Below are 15,407 nucleotides of genomic sequence, written 5' to 3' on the forward strand. Positions count from 1 at the left end.
TGACCTGACGGAGCGACGATGGTGCGGTGATGACCGCACCCGACCCTGAAAGCAGGGGGTAGCCGACCGGACGAGACCTGGGAGTGATGTGTCCGCCGAGAGCACGCCGGAGCCCGGCATACCGGAGCCGAACACCATCGGCACCCGCAGCCGTGGCAAGGGCCGCCGCCGCAAGACCCACAGCAAGCGCCGCAAGGCCCTGCTCGTCACGGCCTGGACGGCCGCGGGTGTGGTCGTGCTGGGGGGCACCGGCGTCGGATACGTCTACTTCAAGCTCAACGGCAACATCAAGAGCGTCGACATCAACCAGGCACTCGGTGCCGACCGCCCGACGAAGGTCGACAACGGCTCGGAGAACATCCTCGTCCTGGGCTCGGACTCCCGCTCCGGCAGCAACAAGAAGCTCGGCGGCGGCGCCGACGACGGCAGCGCCCGTTCCGACACGGCGATGATCGTCCACGTCTACCAGGGCCACAAGAAGGCCAGCGTGGTCTCCATCCCGCGCGACACCCTGATCGACCGCCCTGTGTGCACCGACACCAAGGGCACCACCCATCCGGCCGCGTCCGGCGTGATGTTCAACGAGTCGTACGGCACCGGTGGTGCCGCCTGCGCCGTGAAGACGGTCGAGTCCCTCACGGGCATCCGTATGGACCACTACCTGGAGGTCGACTTCGCCGGCTTCCAGAAGCTCATCGACGACCTCGGCGGGGTCCAGGTCACCACGACCAAGAACATCCACGACCCGCAGAGCCACCTGAACCTCAAGGCCGGCACCCACACGCTGAACGGGCAGGAGTCCCTCGGCCTGGTCCGCACCCGGCACGGCGTCGGCGACGGCTCCGACCTGGGCCGCATCCAGCTCCAGCAGGCGTTCATCAAGGCGCTGATCGACCAGGTCAAGCATGTCGGCGTCCTCAGCAACCCCAAGAAGCTGTACGACCTCGCCGACACCGCCACCCAGGCCGTCACCACCGACTCCGACCTCGGCTCCGTCAACTCCCTCGCCGACTTCGCGAACGGCCTCAAGGGCATCAGCTCGTCCCACATGAAGATGGTCACGATGCCGGTGCAGTACGACCCGGCCAACCCCAACCGGGTCGTGATGGAGAAGGCGAAGGCCCAGCTGGTCTGGGAGGCCCTGAAGAACGACCGTACGATCCCGAAGGCGGCCACCGAGGGAACGGCCACGGGTGAGGCGAAGGGTGTCGTCAGCGCCTCGTAGGAGGCGGGGAATAGATCGCCCGTACCCCCGGTTTTGGGGGATGGCGCCAGTCCTGGCAGACTGGTACGTCGGCTCCGGTTCACGCGTCCGCATCCCGCGGCTGCGACCCGGCGCCCTCCCGGAATCTAGGAGACACCTTGAAGCGCGACATTCACCCCGCGTACGTCGAGACGCAGGTCAGCTGCACCTGCGGCGCGTCGTTCACCACCCGTAGCACCATCGAGTCCGGCACCATCCGGGCCGAGGTCTGCTCCGAGTGCCACCCGTTCTACACGGGCAAGCAGAAGATCCTCGACACCGGTGGCCGTGTGGCCCGCTTCGAGGCCCGCTTCGGCAAGGCTGCCGCCGGCTCCAAGAAGTAGCGAGCCCGATTTCGCCGGTCCACGGCCATGCCCTCGCGGGGGTGTGCCCGGGACCGGCGTTTTTGGTCGCCCGCCAGCCGTTCACCCGCAGTACAGGAGCCGAAAGATGTTCGAGGCAGTCGAGGAACTCGTCGCCGAGCACGCCGATCTGGAGAAGAAGCTCGCCGATCCGTCGGTCCACGCCGACCAGGCGAACGCGCGCAAGCTGAACAAGCGCTACGCCGAGCTGACCCCGATCGTCGCCACGTACCGCTCCTGGAAGCAGTCCGGCGACGACATCGAGACCGCACGAGAGTTCGCCGCCGACGACCCGGACTTCGCCGCCGAGGTCAAGGATCTCGAGAAGCAGCGCGAGGAGCTGACCGAGAAGCTGCGCCTCCTGCTGGTCCCGCGCGACCCGAGCGACGACAAGGACGTCATTCTGGAGATCAAGGCGGGCGCGGGCGGCGACGAGTCCGCCCTGTTCGCCGGGGATCTGCTGCGCATGTACCTGCGGTACGCCGAGCGGGTCGGCTGGAAGACCGAGATCATCGACGCCACCGAGTCCGAGCTGGGCGGCTACAAGGACGTCCAGGTCGCCGTGAAGACCAAGGGCGGCCAGGGTGCCACCGAGCCCGGTCAGGGAGTCTGGGCGCGGCTGAAGTACGAGGGCGGCGTGCACCGCGTGCAGCGGGTGCCGGCCACCGAGTCCCAGGGCCGTATCCACACCTCCGCCGCCGGAGTCCTCGTGACCCCCGAGGCCGAGGAGGTCGACGTCGAGATCAACCCGAACGACCTCCGCATCGACGTCTACCGGTCCTCCGGCCCGGGCGGCCAGTCCGTCAACACCACCGACTCCGCGGTGCGCATCACCCATCTGCCCACCGGCGTCGTCGCCTCCTGCCAGAACGAGAAGAGCCAGCTGCAGAACAAGGAGCAGGCTCTGCGTATCCTGCGCTCCAGGCTGCTCGCAGCGGCGCAGGAGGAGGCCGAGCGGGAGGCCGCCGACGCCCGCCGCAGCCAGGTCCGCACCGTCGACCGCTCCGAGAAGATCCGCACCTACAACTTCCCGGAGAACCGCATCTCCGACCACCGCGTCGGCTTCAAGGCGTACAACCTGGACCAGGTCCTGGACGGCGACCTCGCCGCGGTGATCCAGGCCTGCGTCGACGCCGACTCGGCGGCGAAGCTGGCGGCCGCGTAAAAGGCACGTACGAGTTACCACGGAGGACTTGCGTGAACCTGCTGCTCGCGGAGGTGGCCCAGGCCACCCAGCGGCTGGCCGACGCCGGCGTGCCCTCGCCGCGCAACGACGCGGAGGAGCTCGCCGCGTTCGTGCACGGCGTGAAGCGGGGCGAGCTGCACTCCGTGAAGGACTCCGACTTCGACGCCCGCTACTGGGAGGTCATCGCCCGGCGTGAGCAGCGCGAGCCGCTGCAGCACATCACCGGGCGGGCCTACTTCCGGTATCTGGAGCTCCAGGTCGGGCCGGGTGTCTTCGTGCCGCGACCCGAGACCGAGTCCGTGGTCGGCTGGGCCATAGACGCCGTGCGCGCCATGGACGTCGTCGAGCCCTGCATCGTCGACCTGTGCTCCGGCTCCGGCGCCATCGCGCTCGCCCTCGCCCAGGAGGTCCCGCGCTCCCGTGTGCACGCCGTGGAGCTGTCCGAGGACGCCCTGGTGTGGACGCGGAAGAACGTGGCGGGTTCCAGGGTCGACCTGCGCCAGGGCGACGCCCTGACCGCCTTCCCGGACCTCGACGGCCAGGTCGACCTGGTCATCTCCAACCCGCCGTACATCCCGCTCACCGAGTGGGAGTACGTCGCCCCGGAGGCCCGCGACTACGACCCGGAGCTGGCGCTGTTCTCCGGCGAGGACGGCCTCGACCTCATCCGCGGCCTCGAACGCACCGCGCACCGGCTGCTGCGCCCCGGCGGGGTCGTCGTCATCGAGCACGCCGACACCCAGGGCGGCCAGGTGCCGTGGATCTTCACCGAGGAGCGGGGCTGGGCCGACGCGGCCGACCACCCGGACCTCAACAACCGCCCCCGGTTCGCGACCGCCCGCAAGGCGCTGCCGTGAGCACCCCGACGACTTACATCCCGCAGTACGTGTACGAGGAGGCCAGCTAGATGGCACGGCGATACGACACCAACGACGCGACCGACCGTGTGACGGGTCTGCGCGAGGCCGCGTCCGCCGTCCGCCGGGGCGAGCTGGTGGTGCTGCCGACCGACACGTTGTACGGCATCGGCGCCGACGCGTTCTCCTCGGACGCCGTCGCCGACCTGCTCGCCGCCAAGGGCCGGGGCCGCAACATGCCCACCCCCGTCCTCATCGGCTCCCCGAACACCCTGCACGGCCTCGTCACGGACTTCTCCGAGCAGGCCTGGGAACTGGTCGACGCGTTCTGGCCGGGCGCCCTCACGCTGGTCGCCAGGCACCAGCCGTCCCTGCAGTGGGACCTGGGCGACACACGGGGCACGGTTGCCGTGCGCATGCCACTGCACCCGGTCGCCATCGAGCTGCTCACCGAGGTCGGCCCCATGGCCGTGTCCTCGGCGAACCTCACCGGCCACCCGGCGCCGGAGGACTGCGACGCCGCCCAGGAGATGCTCGGCGACTCCGTCTCCGTCTACCTCGACGGCGGCCCGACCCCCGGCATCGTGCCGTCCTCCATCGTGGACGTCTCCGGCGCGGTGCCGGTGCTGCTGCGTGAGGGCGCGATCTCCCCGGACGAGCTGCGAAAGGTAGTACCCGACCTCGAGGTGGCGAATTGACGGCCCCTGAGGCGGGGCGTGGCATAGGCAACGGGGAACGGGCGGCGGAACAGACGACGACGTTCGGGTTGCCGCACGACACGTTCCGCATCCTGCACGTCAGCACCGGCAATGTGTGCCGCTCGCCCATCACCGAGCGGCTGACCCGCCATTTCGTGACGGAGCGGCTCGGCGTACTCGGCGGCGGGCTGATCGTGGAGAGCGCGGGCACCTGGGGCCACGAGGGCGCGCCCATGGAGGCCAACGCGGAGACCGTGCTGGCCGAGTTCGGCGCGGACGCCTCCGACTTCGTCGGCAGGGAGCTGCTCGACGAGCACGTGATCATGGCTGACCTGGTGCTGACGGCCACGCGCGACCACCGGGCACAGGTGATCTCGATGGGGCATTCCGCGGGGCTGCGGACGTTCACCCTGAAAGAGTTCACCCGTCTGGTCCGTGCGATTGATCCGGCCACTCTGCCTCCGCTGGAGGACGGTGTCGTCGCGCGTGCGCGCGCGCTGGTCCGTGCGGCCGCGGCCCTCCGCGGGTGGCTGCTGGCGCCCACCGCCGAGGCGGACGAGGTGTTCGACCCGTACGGAGCGCCGCTGCCGTTCTTCCGGTCGATCGGGGACGAGATACATGAGGCGCTGGATCCGGTGGTGACGGCGCTGACGGGCGTACCCGCGAGGATGTGACACCGAGCACCCCACCGGCCCCGGGCCTACATTGGACCTACGTCCCCGTCGACCGCCCGGAGCCCGTCATGTCGGTCACACCCCTCCTCGAGACCGGTGTCCTGCGGCGGCAGGACCCGCAGATGGCCGAGATCCTGCAGGGGGAGCTGGAGCGGCAGTCGACGACGCTTCAGCTGATCGCCGCCGAGAACTTCACCTCGCCGGCCGTGCTCACCACCCTCGGCTCGGCGCTCGCCAACAAGTACGCCGAGGGCTACCCCGGCGCCCGCCACCACGGCGGCTGCGAACTGGTCGACGTCGCCGAACGCCTCGCGGTCGAGCGGGCCAAGGCGCTCTTCGGCGCCGCACACGCCAACGTCCAGTCCCACTCGGGCTCCTCGGCCGTCCTGGCCGCCTACGCCGCCCTGCTGCGCCCCGGCGACACCGTCCTCGCCCTCGGGCTGCCGCACGGCGGTCATCTCACCCACGGCTCGCCCGCGAACTTCTCCGGCCGCTGGTTCGACTTCGTCGGATACGGCGTCGACGCGGAGACCGGGCTCATCGACCACGACCAGGTGCGCCACCTGGCCCGCAACCACCGGCCCAAGGCCATCGTGTGCGGCTCCATCGCCTACCCCCGCCACCTCGACTACGCCTTCTTCCGCGAGGTCGCCGACGAGGTGGGCGCCTATCTGATCGCCGACGCCGCCCATCCGATCGGCCTGGTCGCCGGGGGAGCGGCGCCCAGCCCGGTGCCGTACGCGGACGTCGTGTGCGCCACCACCCACAAGGTGCTGCGCGGCCCGCGCGGCGGAATGATCCTGTGCGGGAGCGAGCTGGCCGAGCGGGTGGACCGGGCGGTCTTCCCGTTCACCCAGGGCGGTGCCCAGATGCACACCATCGCCGCCAAGGCCGTCGCGTTCGGCGAGGCGGCAACGCCGGCGTTCGGCGTGTACGCCCATCAGGTGGTCGCCAACGCCCGGGTGCTCGCCCGTCACCTGGCCGCCGAGGGACTCGCGGTCACCACCGGCGGCACGGACACCCACCTGATCACTGCGGACCCGGCCCCGCTCGGCGTGGACGGCCGCACCGCGCGCGGCCGGCTCGCCGCCGCCGGGATCGTCCTGGACTGCTGTGTGCTGCCGCACGGCGAGGGCCGCGGGCTGCGTCTGGGTACGGCCGCGGTGACCACCCAGGGCATGGGGGAGCCGGAGATGGTCAAGATCGCCGCGCTGCTGGCGTCCGTCCTGCGGGGCGAGACGGAACCGGCCGGGGCGCGGGAGGAGGTGCGCGAGCTGACCGGTAGATTTCCGCCGTATCCCGGCTGAGCGGGGGTAGGCGCACGTCCGTACACCCTGGTGTGACCGTCGTGCACAGCCACACGTGCAACCATCGTCGCTACCCGGAAGTCCTCATCCATATGCGTCCGTCGCTAGGGTGTAGGGCTGTGATGGCCAGCGAGACCTGTGGGGAAGCCCGTGCGTGAATACCTGCTGACGCTCTGCATCACGGCCGCGGTGACGTATCTGCTGACAGGGCCGGTACGGAAGTTCGCGATCGTGGCCGGAGCCATGCCGGAGATCCGGGCACGTGACGTGCACCGGGAACCCACTCCGCGCCTCGGCGGGATCGCGATGTTCTTCGGCCTGTGCGCGGGCCTGCTGGTCGCGGACCACCTCACCAACCTCAACGAGGTCTTCGCCAAGTCCAACGAGCCGCGGGCGCTGCTCTCCGGTGCCGCCCTGATCTGGCTGATCGGTGTCCTTGACGACAAATTCGAGATCGACGCGCTGATCAAGCTGGGCGGCCAGATGATCGCTGCGGGCGTCATGGTCATGCAGGGTCTGACGATCCTGTGGCTGCCCGTCCCGGGCTTCGGCAACGTGGCGCTGACCCCGTGGCAGGGCACGCTGCTGACGGTGGCGCTCGTCGTGATCACGATCAACGCGGTGAACTTCGTGGACGGCCTGGACGGTCTCGCCGCGGGCATGGTGTGCATCGCGGCGGCGGCGTTCTTCCTGTACTCGTACCGGATCTGGTACTCGTACGGCATCGAGGCCGCCGCTCCGGCGACCCTCTTCGCGGCGATCCTGATGGGCATGTGCCTGGGCTTCCTGCCGCACAACATGCACCCCGCGCGGATCTTCATGGGCGACTCGGGTTCGATGCTGATCGGTCTCGTCCTGGCGGCCGGTGCGATCTCGATCACGGGCCAGGTGGACCCGGACGCGCTGGCCCTCTTCACCGGCTCGGAGAAGGCGGCGGTGCACCAGACGGTGCCCGTGTACATCCCGCTGCTGCTGCCGCTGACGATCATCGCGGTGCCCGCCGCCGACCTGGTGCTGGCCATCGTGCGCCGTACCTGGCGGGGCCAGTCCCCGTTCGCCGCGGACCGCGGACACCTGCACCACCGTCTCCTGGAGATCGGCCACTCGCACAGCAGGGCCGTGCTGATCATGTACTTCTGGTCGGCGCTCATCGGCTTCGGCGCGCTGGCGTACTCGGTGAACTCGGCGTCGATGTGGATCGTGCTCGGTGTGGTCTTCCTCAGCGCGATCGGCCTGGTCCTGCTGCTGCTCCCGCGCTTCACGCCCCGCGTGCCGGCCTGGGCGCAGCGGTTCGTACCGCCGCGTTACAGGAGGCGCAGCCGGCCCGCCGAGCCGGCGGCCGAGGCCGTCGAGGCGCCCGTCTGCGTGCCCTCCTCGGACGAGGAGCGGCCCCCGGTCACGGCCGGTGTGACAGGCGTCAACGGGGCGACCGCCATCGGCGCTCGTTCGCGTATCGGCAAGGCCACAAGGTAAGAATCTGACTAGAGCATTGCCATCTCGTGGGGGAGCGAAGTCCCCTAATACCAGACAAGAGGGCGCGGTTTTTGCACAGACGGGCACTGTCACTCTCATGTGTGACAGCAAGCACACCCAACAGGTAAAGACCTCATCAAATAGTTTGTGATACGGTTCACGAGAACCCGGGATAGAACCGAAGGACCGTAGTGCGACGGTCCCTCGGTGTGAGGTCTCGATCACTCAGCCCGGGACTACGCTCGTCCATGACGACACCCTGCCCCCTTGTGAAAGCGGAGTTGCCGCCATGCCGTCCAATGACGCCCGGATCCTGGCCCAAGCCGCCGTACCCACGGCTGCCGTCGGCGCGCTTGTCGCCGTCGTCAGTGGTGTGGTCGCCGGTGGCAAGGGAGCCATCGGGGCCGTCATCGGGACGCTGGTCGTGATCCTGTTCATGGGGCTCGGGCTCTATGTGCTGCAACGCACTGCCAAATCATTTCCGCAGCTGTTCCAGATGATGGGCCTCATGCTCTACGCGGCCCAGCTGCTGCTGCTGTTCATCTTCGTCGCCGCGTTCAAGAACACGACGCTGTTCAATCCCCGGGCCTTCGCCATCTCTCTCGTGGTCGCCACCCTGACGTGGATCGCCGCGCAGACCCGCGCCCACATGAAGGCCAAGATTCTCTACGTCGAACCCGATTCGACCTCCTCTTCCAGTGACGGAAAGCCCCACAAGTCGGGGCACTCGTCGTGAGAGGTAGGGCCGGGATAAAGACACATGAGAGACCCTGCTATCGTCCGGTGCCAACTGCGGCATCGCGGGCGCGGGCATCCGAGCTGACGCCTGCTCAATCGCGAGGCGAGATGCCCCCAAGCCGCCCCCACATCCGAACCACCAGTCCCGTGCCGAACCGCGGCCCTGCGCCGCGCCGACACAACGAGGTTGCCGTACCCATGCGCCACGCTGAAGGAGTCCGCGGTGAGTGCTGACCCGACGCAGACGCTCGCTTTCGACAGCAGCTGCCACCTGTTCAACGGGTGTGGCTTCGACACTGTCGCTCCGGGCCTGCACTCGTTCCTGTTCAAGCCGCTCTGGGGCGACGCGGACAGCAACGTGTACTTCAACAAGACGATGCTGCTGGCGCTGCTCGGTTCCATCATCGTCGTCGGCTTCTTCTGGGCTGCGTTCGCGAAGCCGAAGGTCGTGCCGGGCAAGCTCCAGCTGGTGGCCGAGTCCGGCTACGACTTCATCCGCCGCGGTGTCGTCTACGAGACCATCGGCAAGAAGGAAGGCGAGAAGTACGTCCCGCTGGTCGTCTCGCTCTTCTTCTTCGTCTGGATGATGAACCTCTGGTCGATCATTCCGGTCGCCCAGTTCCCGGTCACGGCGATCATTTCGTACCCCGCCGTGCTGGCCGGCATCGTCTACATCCTCTGGGTCTCGCTGACCTTCAAGCGGCACGGGTTCGTCGGAGCCTTCAAGAACTTCACCGGCTACGACAAGTCGCTCGGTGGGGTGCTCCCGCTGTCGATGACGATCGAGCTGTTCTCGAACCTGCTCGTGCGGCCCTTCACCCACGCGGTGCGACTCTTCGCGAACATGTTCGCCGGCCACACCCTGCTGGTGCTCTTCACCGTCGCCAGCTGGTACATGCTGAACGGCATCGGCATCGCCTACTCCGGTGTCTCGTTCGTCATGGTCATCATCATGACGGCCTTCGAGCTCTTCATCCAGGCTGTTCAGGCCTACGTCTTCGTACTGCTGACCTGCAGCTTCATCCAGGGCGCGCTCGCCGAGCACCACTGAGCTCCCCGACCACCCAACCCAGACATCCGGTGGCCAACCCCCACCGGTCATTGAAAGAGAAGGAAGAACCGGCATGTCCGTTCTGCACGAGACCCTGGCCGCTGTCCAGATCAAGGGCAACCTCGGCTCCATCGGTTACGGCCTCGCCGCGATCGGCCCGGGCGTCGGCGTCGGCATCATCTTCGGTAACGGCACCCAGGCCCTCGCCCGCCAGCCCGAGGCGGCCGGCCTGATCCGCGCCAACCAGATCCTGGGCTTCGCCTTCTGTGAGGCGCTCGCCCTGATCGGTCTGGTCATGCCGTTCGTCTACCCGGCCTCCTGACCCGACCGTCGCGCACCTTTAGACGAAAGGCACTGATATGAGCCCCCTGGTTCAGCTGGCGGCGGAGGAGGCCGAAAACCCCCTCATCCCGCCGATCCCAGAGCTCGTCATCGGCCTCATCGCCTTCGTCATCGTCTTCGGCTTCCTCGCCAAGAAGCTCCTCCCGAACATCAACAAGGTTCTGGAAGAGCGTCGCGAAGCCATCGAGGGCGGTATCGAGAAGGCCGAGGCCGCGCAGACCGAGGCCCAGAGCGTCCTTGAGCAGTACAAGGCCCAGCTCGCCGAAGCCCGGCACGAGGCCGCGCGCCTGCGCCAGGAGGCTCAGGAGCAGGGGGCCACGCTCATCGCCGAGATGCGGGCCGAGGGCCAGCGTCAGCGCGAGGAGATCGTCGCCGCCGGTCACGCCCAGATCGAGGCCGACCGCAACGCCGCCGCTCAGGCGCTGCGGCAGGACGTCGGCAGGCTCGCCACCGACCTGGCCGGCAAGCTCGTCGGCGAGTCCCTCGAGGACCACGCCCGCCAGAGCCGGGTCATCGACCGCTTCCTCGACGAGCTCGAGGAGAAGGCCGAGGCCACGCGATGAACGGAGCGAGCCGCGAGGCCCTGGCAGCCGCACGTGAGCGTCTCGACGCGCTGACGGACTCCACGTCCGTGGATGCCGCGCAGCTCGCCGACGAGCTGGCGGCCGTCACCGCGCTGCTCGACCGCGAGGCCGGCCTGCGCCGGGCCCTCACCGACCCGGCGCAGCCTGCAGAGGCCAAGGCCGAACTGGTCCGGCGTCTGGTCGGCGGACAGGTCAGCGGGGAGACCGCCGACCTGGTGGCCGGCACCGCCCGCGCCCGCTGGTCGCAGTCCCGCGACCTGGTCGACGCGCTGGAGGAGCTGGCGAACACCGCCGACCTGACGGCCGCGCAGAAGGCCGGCACGCTCGACGACGTGGAGGACGAGCTGTTCCGGTTCGGCCGGATCGTCTCCTCGAGCATCGAGCTGCGCACCGCGCTGACCGACCGCAGGGCCGCCGTGTCCGCCAAGGTCGACCTGCTGCACCGGCTGCTCGGCGGCCGGGCCAAGCCGGCCACCGAGCGTCTGGTGACGCGTCTGGTGACCGCGCCGCGTGGACGTAGCCTGGAAGCGGGACTGGAGTCCCTGTCCAAGCTCGCCGCCGAGCGCCGGGACCGGTTCGTCGCCGTCGTCACGTCGGCGGTGCCGCTGAGCGACTCGCAGAGGCAGCGCCTGGGCGCCGCCCTCGCGAAGCTCTACGGCCGCCGGATGCACCTCAACCTGGACGTGGACCCCGAGGTTGTCGGAGGGATCCGGGTACAGGTCGGTGACGAGGTCATCAACGGCTCCCTCGCGGACCGGCTGGACGACGCCGCCCGCCGCATGGCGAGCTAGTAACTCAACAAGCAGTACGTACTGATGACGGCCCTGGTTGGGCCGTGCAGAGGATTCACCTCCTAATGGGGGGAGTCCCCATCCCCCCAAAGTGAAACTTCGGGCCCAACAAGGAGAGCAGGGAACCCAGATGGCGGAGCTCACGATCCGGCCGGAGGAGATCCGGGACGCGCTGGAGAACTTCGTCCAGTCGTACAAGCCGGACGCGGCCTCGCGCGAAGAGGTCGGCACCGTCACCTTCGCCGGTGACGGCATCGCGAAGGTCGAGGGCCTGCCCTCGGCCATGGCCAACGAGCTGCTGAAGTTCGAGGACGGCACCCTCGGTCTCGCCCTCAACCTCGAAGAGCGCGAGATCGGTGCCATCGTCCTCGGCGAGTTCAGCGGCATCGAAGAGGGCCAGCCGGTCACCCGTACCGGTGAGGTCCTGTCCGTCGCGGTCGGCGAGGGTTACCTCGGCCGTGTGGTGGACCCGCTCGGCAACCCGATCGACGGCCTCGGCGAGATCGAGACCGAGGGCCGCCGCGCCCTCGAACTGCAGGCCCCCACGGTCATGCAGCGCAAGTCGGTGCACGAGCCGATGGAGACGGGCTACAAGGCCGTCGACGCCATGACCCCGATCGGCCGCGGCCAGCGTCAGCTGATCATCGGCGACCGCCAGACCGGCAAGACCGCCCTGGCCGTCGACACGATCATCAACCAGCGCGACAACTGGCGCACCGGCGACCCGAACAAGCAGGTCCGCTGCATCTACGTCGCCATCGGCCAGAAGGGCTCCACCATCGCCGGCGTGCGCCGCGCGCTGGAGGAGAACGGCGCCCTGGAGTACACGACGATCGTCGCCGCCCCGGCGTCCGACCCGGCCGGCTTCAAGTACCTGGCGCCGTACACCGGTTCCGCCATCGGCCAGCAGTGGATGTACCAGGGCAAGCACGTCCTGATCATCTTCGACGACCTGTCGAAGCAGGCCGACGCCTACCGTGCCGTCTCCCTGCTGCTGCGCCGCCCGCCGGGCCGCGAGGCCTACCCGGGTGACGTCTTCTACCTGCACTCCCGTCTGCTGGAGCGCTGCGCGAAGCTCTCCGACGACATGGGCGCCGGCTCGATGACCGGTCTGCCGATCGTCGAGACCAAGGCCAACGACGTCTCGGCGTTCATCCCGACCAACGTCATCTCCATCACCGACGGCCAGTGCTTCCTGGAGTCGGACCTGTTCAACGCCGGTCAGCGTCCCGCGCTGAACGTCGGTATCTCCGTCTCCCGAGTCGGTGGTTCCGCGCAGCACAAGGCGATGCGCCAGGTCTCCGGCCGCCTGCGTGTGGACCTCGCCCAGTTCCGTGAGCTGGAGGCGTTCGCCGCCTTCGGTTCCGACCTGGACGCGGCCTCCAAGGCCCAGCTGGACCGCGGTCAGCGCATGGTCGAGCTGCTGAAGCAGGCGCAGTACGAGCCGATGGCCACCGAGAACCAGGTCGTCTCCGTCTGGGCCGGCACCACCGGCAAGATGGACGAGGTCCCGGTCGTCGACATCCGCCGCTTCGAGAAGGAGCTCCTGGAGTTCCTGCACCGCAAGCACCAGGGCCTGATGACCTCCATCAAGGAGGGCGGCAAGATGTCCGACGACACCCTGCAGGCCATCGCGGACGCGATCGCGGAGTTCAAGAAGCAGTTCGAGACCTCCGACGGCAAGCTGCTCGGCGAGGACGTCCCGGCCACCTCCGGCAAGTGACGACGGAAGGGACCTGACTCATGGGAGCCCAGCTCCGGGTCTACAAGCGTCGCATCCGATCCGTCTCCGCGACCAAGAAGATCACGAAGGCGATGGAGATGATCGCCGCCTCGCGCGTCGTCAAGGCGCAGCGCAAGGTGGCGGCCTCCACGCCGTACGCGCAGGAACTGACCCGCGCGGTCACGGCGGTCGGTACCGGCTCGAACACCAAGCACCCGCTCACCACGGAGGCGGAGAACCCGGCCCGTGCCGCGGTCCTGCTCCTCTCGAGCGACCGCGGTCTGGCCGGCGCCTTCAACTCCAACGCCATCAAGGCGGCGGAGCAGCTGACCGAGCGCCTGGAGCGCGAGGGCAAGCAGGTCGACACGTACATCGTCGGCCGGCGTGGTGTCGCGCACTACAACTTCCGTGAGCGCAAGGTCACGGAGTCGTGGACCGGATTCACCGACGAGCCCTCGTACGCGGACGCCAAGAAGGTCGCGGCGCCGCTGATCGAGGCCATCGAGAAGGATTCGGCGGACGGCGGCGTGGACGAACTCCACATCGTCTACACCGAGTTCGTCTCGATGATGACGCAGACGGCGCTCGACGCACGGCTGCTGCCGTTGCGCCTCGAAGAGGTCGCGGAGGAGGCGAAGCCCAAGGGCGAGCTTCTCCCGCTGTACGACTTCGAGCCTTCGGCGGAGGACGTCCTCGACGCCCTGCTGCCGCGCTACGTGGAGAGCCGTATCTACAACGCGCTGCTCCAGTCGGCCGCTTCGAAGCACGCCGCCACGCGGCGCGCGATGAAGTCGGCCACGGACAACGCCGGTGAGCTCATCGAATCGCTCACCCGGCTTGCCAACCAGGCCCGCCAGGCCGAAATCACCCAGGAAATCAGCGAGATCGTCGGTGGCGCCAGTGCCCTGGCCGACGCGACCGCGGGGAGTGACAAGTAATGACCACCACTGTTGAGACGGCCACGGCGACGGGCCGCGTCGCGCGGGTCATCGGCCCGGTCGTCGACGTGGAGTTCCCCGTCGACGCGATGCCGCAGATGTACAACGCCCTCCACGTCGAGGTCTCCGACCCGGCCAACGCGGGCGAGAAGAAGACGCTGACCCTGGAGGTCGCCCAGCACCTGGGTGACGGCCTGGTCCGCGCCATCTCCATGCAGCCCACCGACGGTCTGGTCCGCCAGGCCCCGGTGGTCGACACGGGCGCCGGCATCAGCGTCCCGGTCGGCGACTTCACCAAGGGCAAGGTGTTCAACACCCTCGGTGAGGTGCTGAACACCGACGAGTCCTACGACGGCGAGCGCTGGTCCATCCACCGCACGGCCCCCGCGTTCGACCAGCTCGAGTCGAAGACCGAGATGTTCGAGACGGGCCTGAAGGTCGTCGACCTGCTGACCCCGTACGTCAAGGGCGGCAAGATCGGTCTGTTCGGTGGCGCCGGTGTCGGCAAGACCGTGCTGATCCAGGAAATGATCATGCGTGTCGCCAACCTCCACGAGGGCGTCTCCGTCTTCGCGGGTGTCGGCGAGCGCACCCGTGAGGGCAACGACCTCATCGCGGAGATGGAAGAGTCCGGCGTTCTGGAGAAGACCGCGCTGGTCTTCGGCCAGATGGACGAGCCCCCGGGCACCCGTCTGCGCGTCGCCCTGGCCGGTCTGACGATGGCGGAGTACTTCCGCGACGTCCAGAAGCAGGACGTGCTGTTCTTCATCGACAACATCTTCCGCTTCACCCAGGCCGGTTCCGAGGTCTCCACCCTGCTCGGCCGTATGCCGTCCGCGGTGGGTTACCAGCCGAACCTGGCCGACGAGATGGGCCTCCTCCAGGAGCGCATCACCTCGACCCGTGGTCACTCGATCACCTCGATGCAGGCGATCTACGTCCCCGCGGACGACCTGACCGACCCGGCCCCGGCCACCACCTTCGCCCACCTCGACGCGACGACGGTTCTGTCCCGTCCGATCTCGGAGAAGGGCATCTACCCGGCCGTGGACCCGCTGGACTCCACGTCCCGGATCCTGGACCCGCGCTACATCGCGCAGGACCACTACAACGCGGCCATGCGCGTGAAGACGATCCTGCAGAAGTACAAGGACCTCCAGGACATCATCGCGATCCTCGGTATCGACGAGCTGGGCGAGGAGGACAAGCTCGTCGTCCACCGTGCCCGTCGTGTGGAGCGCTTCCTGTCCCAGAACACCCACGCCGCCAAGCAGTTCACCGGCGTGGACGGTTCGGACGTTCCGCTGGACGAGTCGATCGCCGCGTTCAACGCGATCTGCGACGGTGAGTACGACCACTTCCCCGAGCAGGCGTTCTTCATGTGCGGTGGTCTTGAGGACCTCAAGGCCAACGCCAAGGAGCTGGGCGTCTCCTGAGCCC

The 15,407-nt window shown here is 68.5% G+C and carries 16 protein-coding genes; all 16 read left to right on the forward strand.

What is annotated here, in order from left to right; all coding sequences use genetic code 11:
* The first annotated feature begins 88 nt into the window (after positions 1 to 88).
* The 16 genes from AQI88_RS24295 (at position 89) to atpD (ending at position 15,403) form a co-directional block, all read left to right on the forward strand.
* Complete coding sequence (locus AQI88_RS24295; RefSeq protein ID WP_067003004.1) at positions 89 to 1,225, forward strand: LCP family protein; 1,137 nt, start codon at positions 89 to 91, stop codon at positions 1,223 to 1,225.
* 137 nt (positions 1,226 to 1,362) lie between these two features.
* The gene (gene rpmE, locus AQI88_RS24300) at positions 1,363 to 1,587 is read left to right on the forward strand and encodes a 50S ribosomal protein L31 (RefSeq protein ID WP_014675000.1); all 225 of its coding nucleotides are present in this window, start codon (positions 1,363 to 1,365) and stop codon (positions 1,585 to 1,587) included.
* A gap of 106 nt (positions 1,588 to 1,693) precedes the next feature.
* Positions 1,694 to 2,770 carry a peptide chain release factor 1 gene (gene prfA, locus AQI88_RS24305; protein WP_067003006.1) on the forward strand — a complete coding sequence of 359 codons (1,077 nt, stop codon included), beginning with the start codon at positions 1,694 to 1,696 and terminating at the stop codon, positions 2,768 to 2,770.
* A 32-nt stretch (positions 2,771 to 2,802) separates the two neighbouring features.
* A complete protein-coding gene (prmC, locus tag AQI88_RS24310; protein ID WP_067003008.1) occupies positions 2,803 to 3,648 on the forward strand; it encodes a peptide chain release factor N(5)-glutamine methyltransferase in 846 nt (281 codons plus the stop codon).
* A gap of 50 nt (positions 3,649 to 3,698) precedes the next feature.
* Positions 3,699 to 4,346: an L-threonylcarbamoyladenylate synthase gene (locus AQI88_RS24315; protein WP_067003010.1), complete on the forward strand. Its 648-nt coding sequence runs from the start codon at positions 3,699 to 3,701 to the stop codon at positions 4,344 to 4,346.
* Positions 4,343 to 5,020 (forward strand): arsenate reductase/protein-tyrosine-phosphatase family protein, encoded by a 678-nt coding sequence (locus tag AQI88_RS24320; RefSeq protein WP_067003012.1) that lies wholly within the window; start codon positions 4,343 to 4,345, stop codon positions 5,018 to 5,020. The genes AQI88_RS24315 and AQI88_RS24320 overlap by 4 nt, the downstream gene beginning before the upstream one ends.
* A gap of 68 nt (positions 5,021 to 5,088) precedes the next feature.
* Complete coding sequence (locus tag AQI88_RS24325; RefSeq protein ID WP_067003013.1) at positions 5,089 to 6,327, forward strand: serine hydroxymethyltransferase; 1,239 nt, start codon at positions 5,089 to 5,091, stop codon at positions 6,325 to 6,327.
* 150 nt (positions 6,328 to 6,477) lie between these two features.
* The gene (locus AQI88_RS24330; RefSeq protein ID WP_067003015.1) at positions 6,478 to 7,800 is read left to right on the forward strand and encodes an MraY family glycosyltransferase; all 1,323 of its coding nucleotides are present in this window, start codon (positions 6,478 to 6,480) and stop codon (positions 7,798 to 7,800) included.
* Positions 7,801 to 8,089: 289 nt separating this feature from the next.
* Positions 8,090 to 8,536 carry a Cg1360 family ATP-synthase-associated protein gene (locus AQI88_RS24335; protein ID WP_067003017.1) on the forward strand — a complete coding sequence of 149 codons (447 nt, stop codon included), beginning with the start codon at positions 8,090 to 8,092 and terminating at the stop codon, positions 8,534 to 8,536.
* A gap of 225 nt (positions 8,537 to 8,761) precedes the next feature.
* Positions 8,762 to 9,589, forward strand: coding sequence for a F0F1 ATP synthase subunit A (atpB, locus tag AQI88_RS24340; protein WP_067003019.1), 828 nt, complete (start codon positions 8,762 to 8,764; stop codon positions 9,587 to 9,589).
* A gap of 73 nt (positions 9,590 to 9,662) precedes the next feature.
* Positions 9,663 to 9,911 (forward strand): ATP synthase subunit c family protein, encoded by a 249-nt coding sequence (locus AQI88_RS24345; RefSeq protein ID WP_067003022.1) that lies wholly within the window; start codon positions 9,663 to 9,665, stop codon positions 9,909 to 9,911.
* Between the two features lie 37 nt (positions 9,912 to 9,948).
* Positions 9,949 to 10,494: a F0F1 ATP synthase subunit B gene (locus AQI88_RS24350; protein WP_067003024.1), complete on the forward strand. Its 546-nt coding sequence runs from the start codon at positions 9,949 to 9,951 to the stop codon at positions 10,492 to 10,494.
* Positions 10,491 to 11,306: a F0F1 ATP synthase subunit delta gene (locus tag AQI88_RS24355; protein ID WP_067003026.1), complete on the forward strand. Its 816-nt coding sequence runs from the start codon at positions 10,491 to 10,493 to the stop codon at positions 11,304 to 11,306. Before AQI88_RS24350 ends, AQI88_RS24355 begins: the two co-directional genes overlap by 4 nt.
* Positions 11,307 to 11,436: 130 nt before the next feature.
* Positions 11,437 to 13,029 carry a F0F1 ATP synthase subunit alpha gene (gene atpA / locus AQI88_RS24360; protein WP_067003028.1) on the forward strand — a complete coding sequence of 531 codons (1,593 nt, stop codon included), beginning with the start codon at positions 11,437 to 11,439 and terminating at the stop codon, positions 13,027 to 13,029.
* 20 nt (positions 13,030 to 13,049) lie between these two features.
* Positions 13,050 to 13,967: a F0F1 ATP synthase subunit gamma gene (locus AQI88_RS24365; protein WP_067003030.1), complete on the forward strand. Its 918-nt coding sequence runs from the start codon at positions 13,050 to 13,052 to the stop codon at positions 13,965 to 13,967.
* A complete protein-coding gene (gene atpD, locus AQI88_RS24370) occupies positions 13,967 to 15,403 on the forward strand; it encodes a F0F1 ATP synthase subunit beta (protein ID WP_067003031.1) in 1,437 nt (478 codons plus the stop codon). Before AQI88_RS24365 ends, atpD begins: the two co-directional genes overlap by 1 nt.
* The last annotated feature ends 4 nt before the right edge of the window (positions 15,404 to 15,407 follow it).

Source organism: Streptomyces cellostaticus, assembly GCF_001513965.1.
In the GTDB taxonomy this organism is placed as follows: domain Bacteria; phylum Actinomycetota; class Actinomycetes; order Streptomycetales; family Streptomycetaceae; genus Streptomyces; species Streptomyces cellostaticus.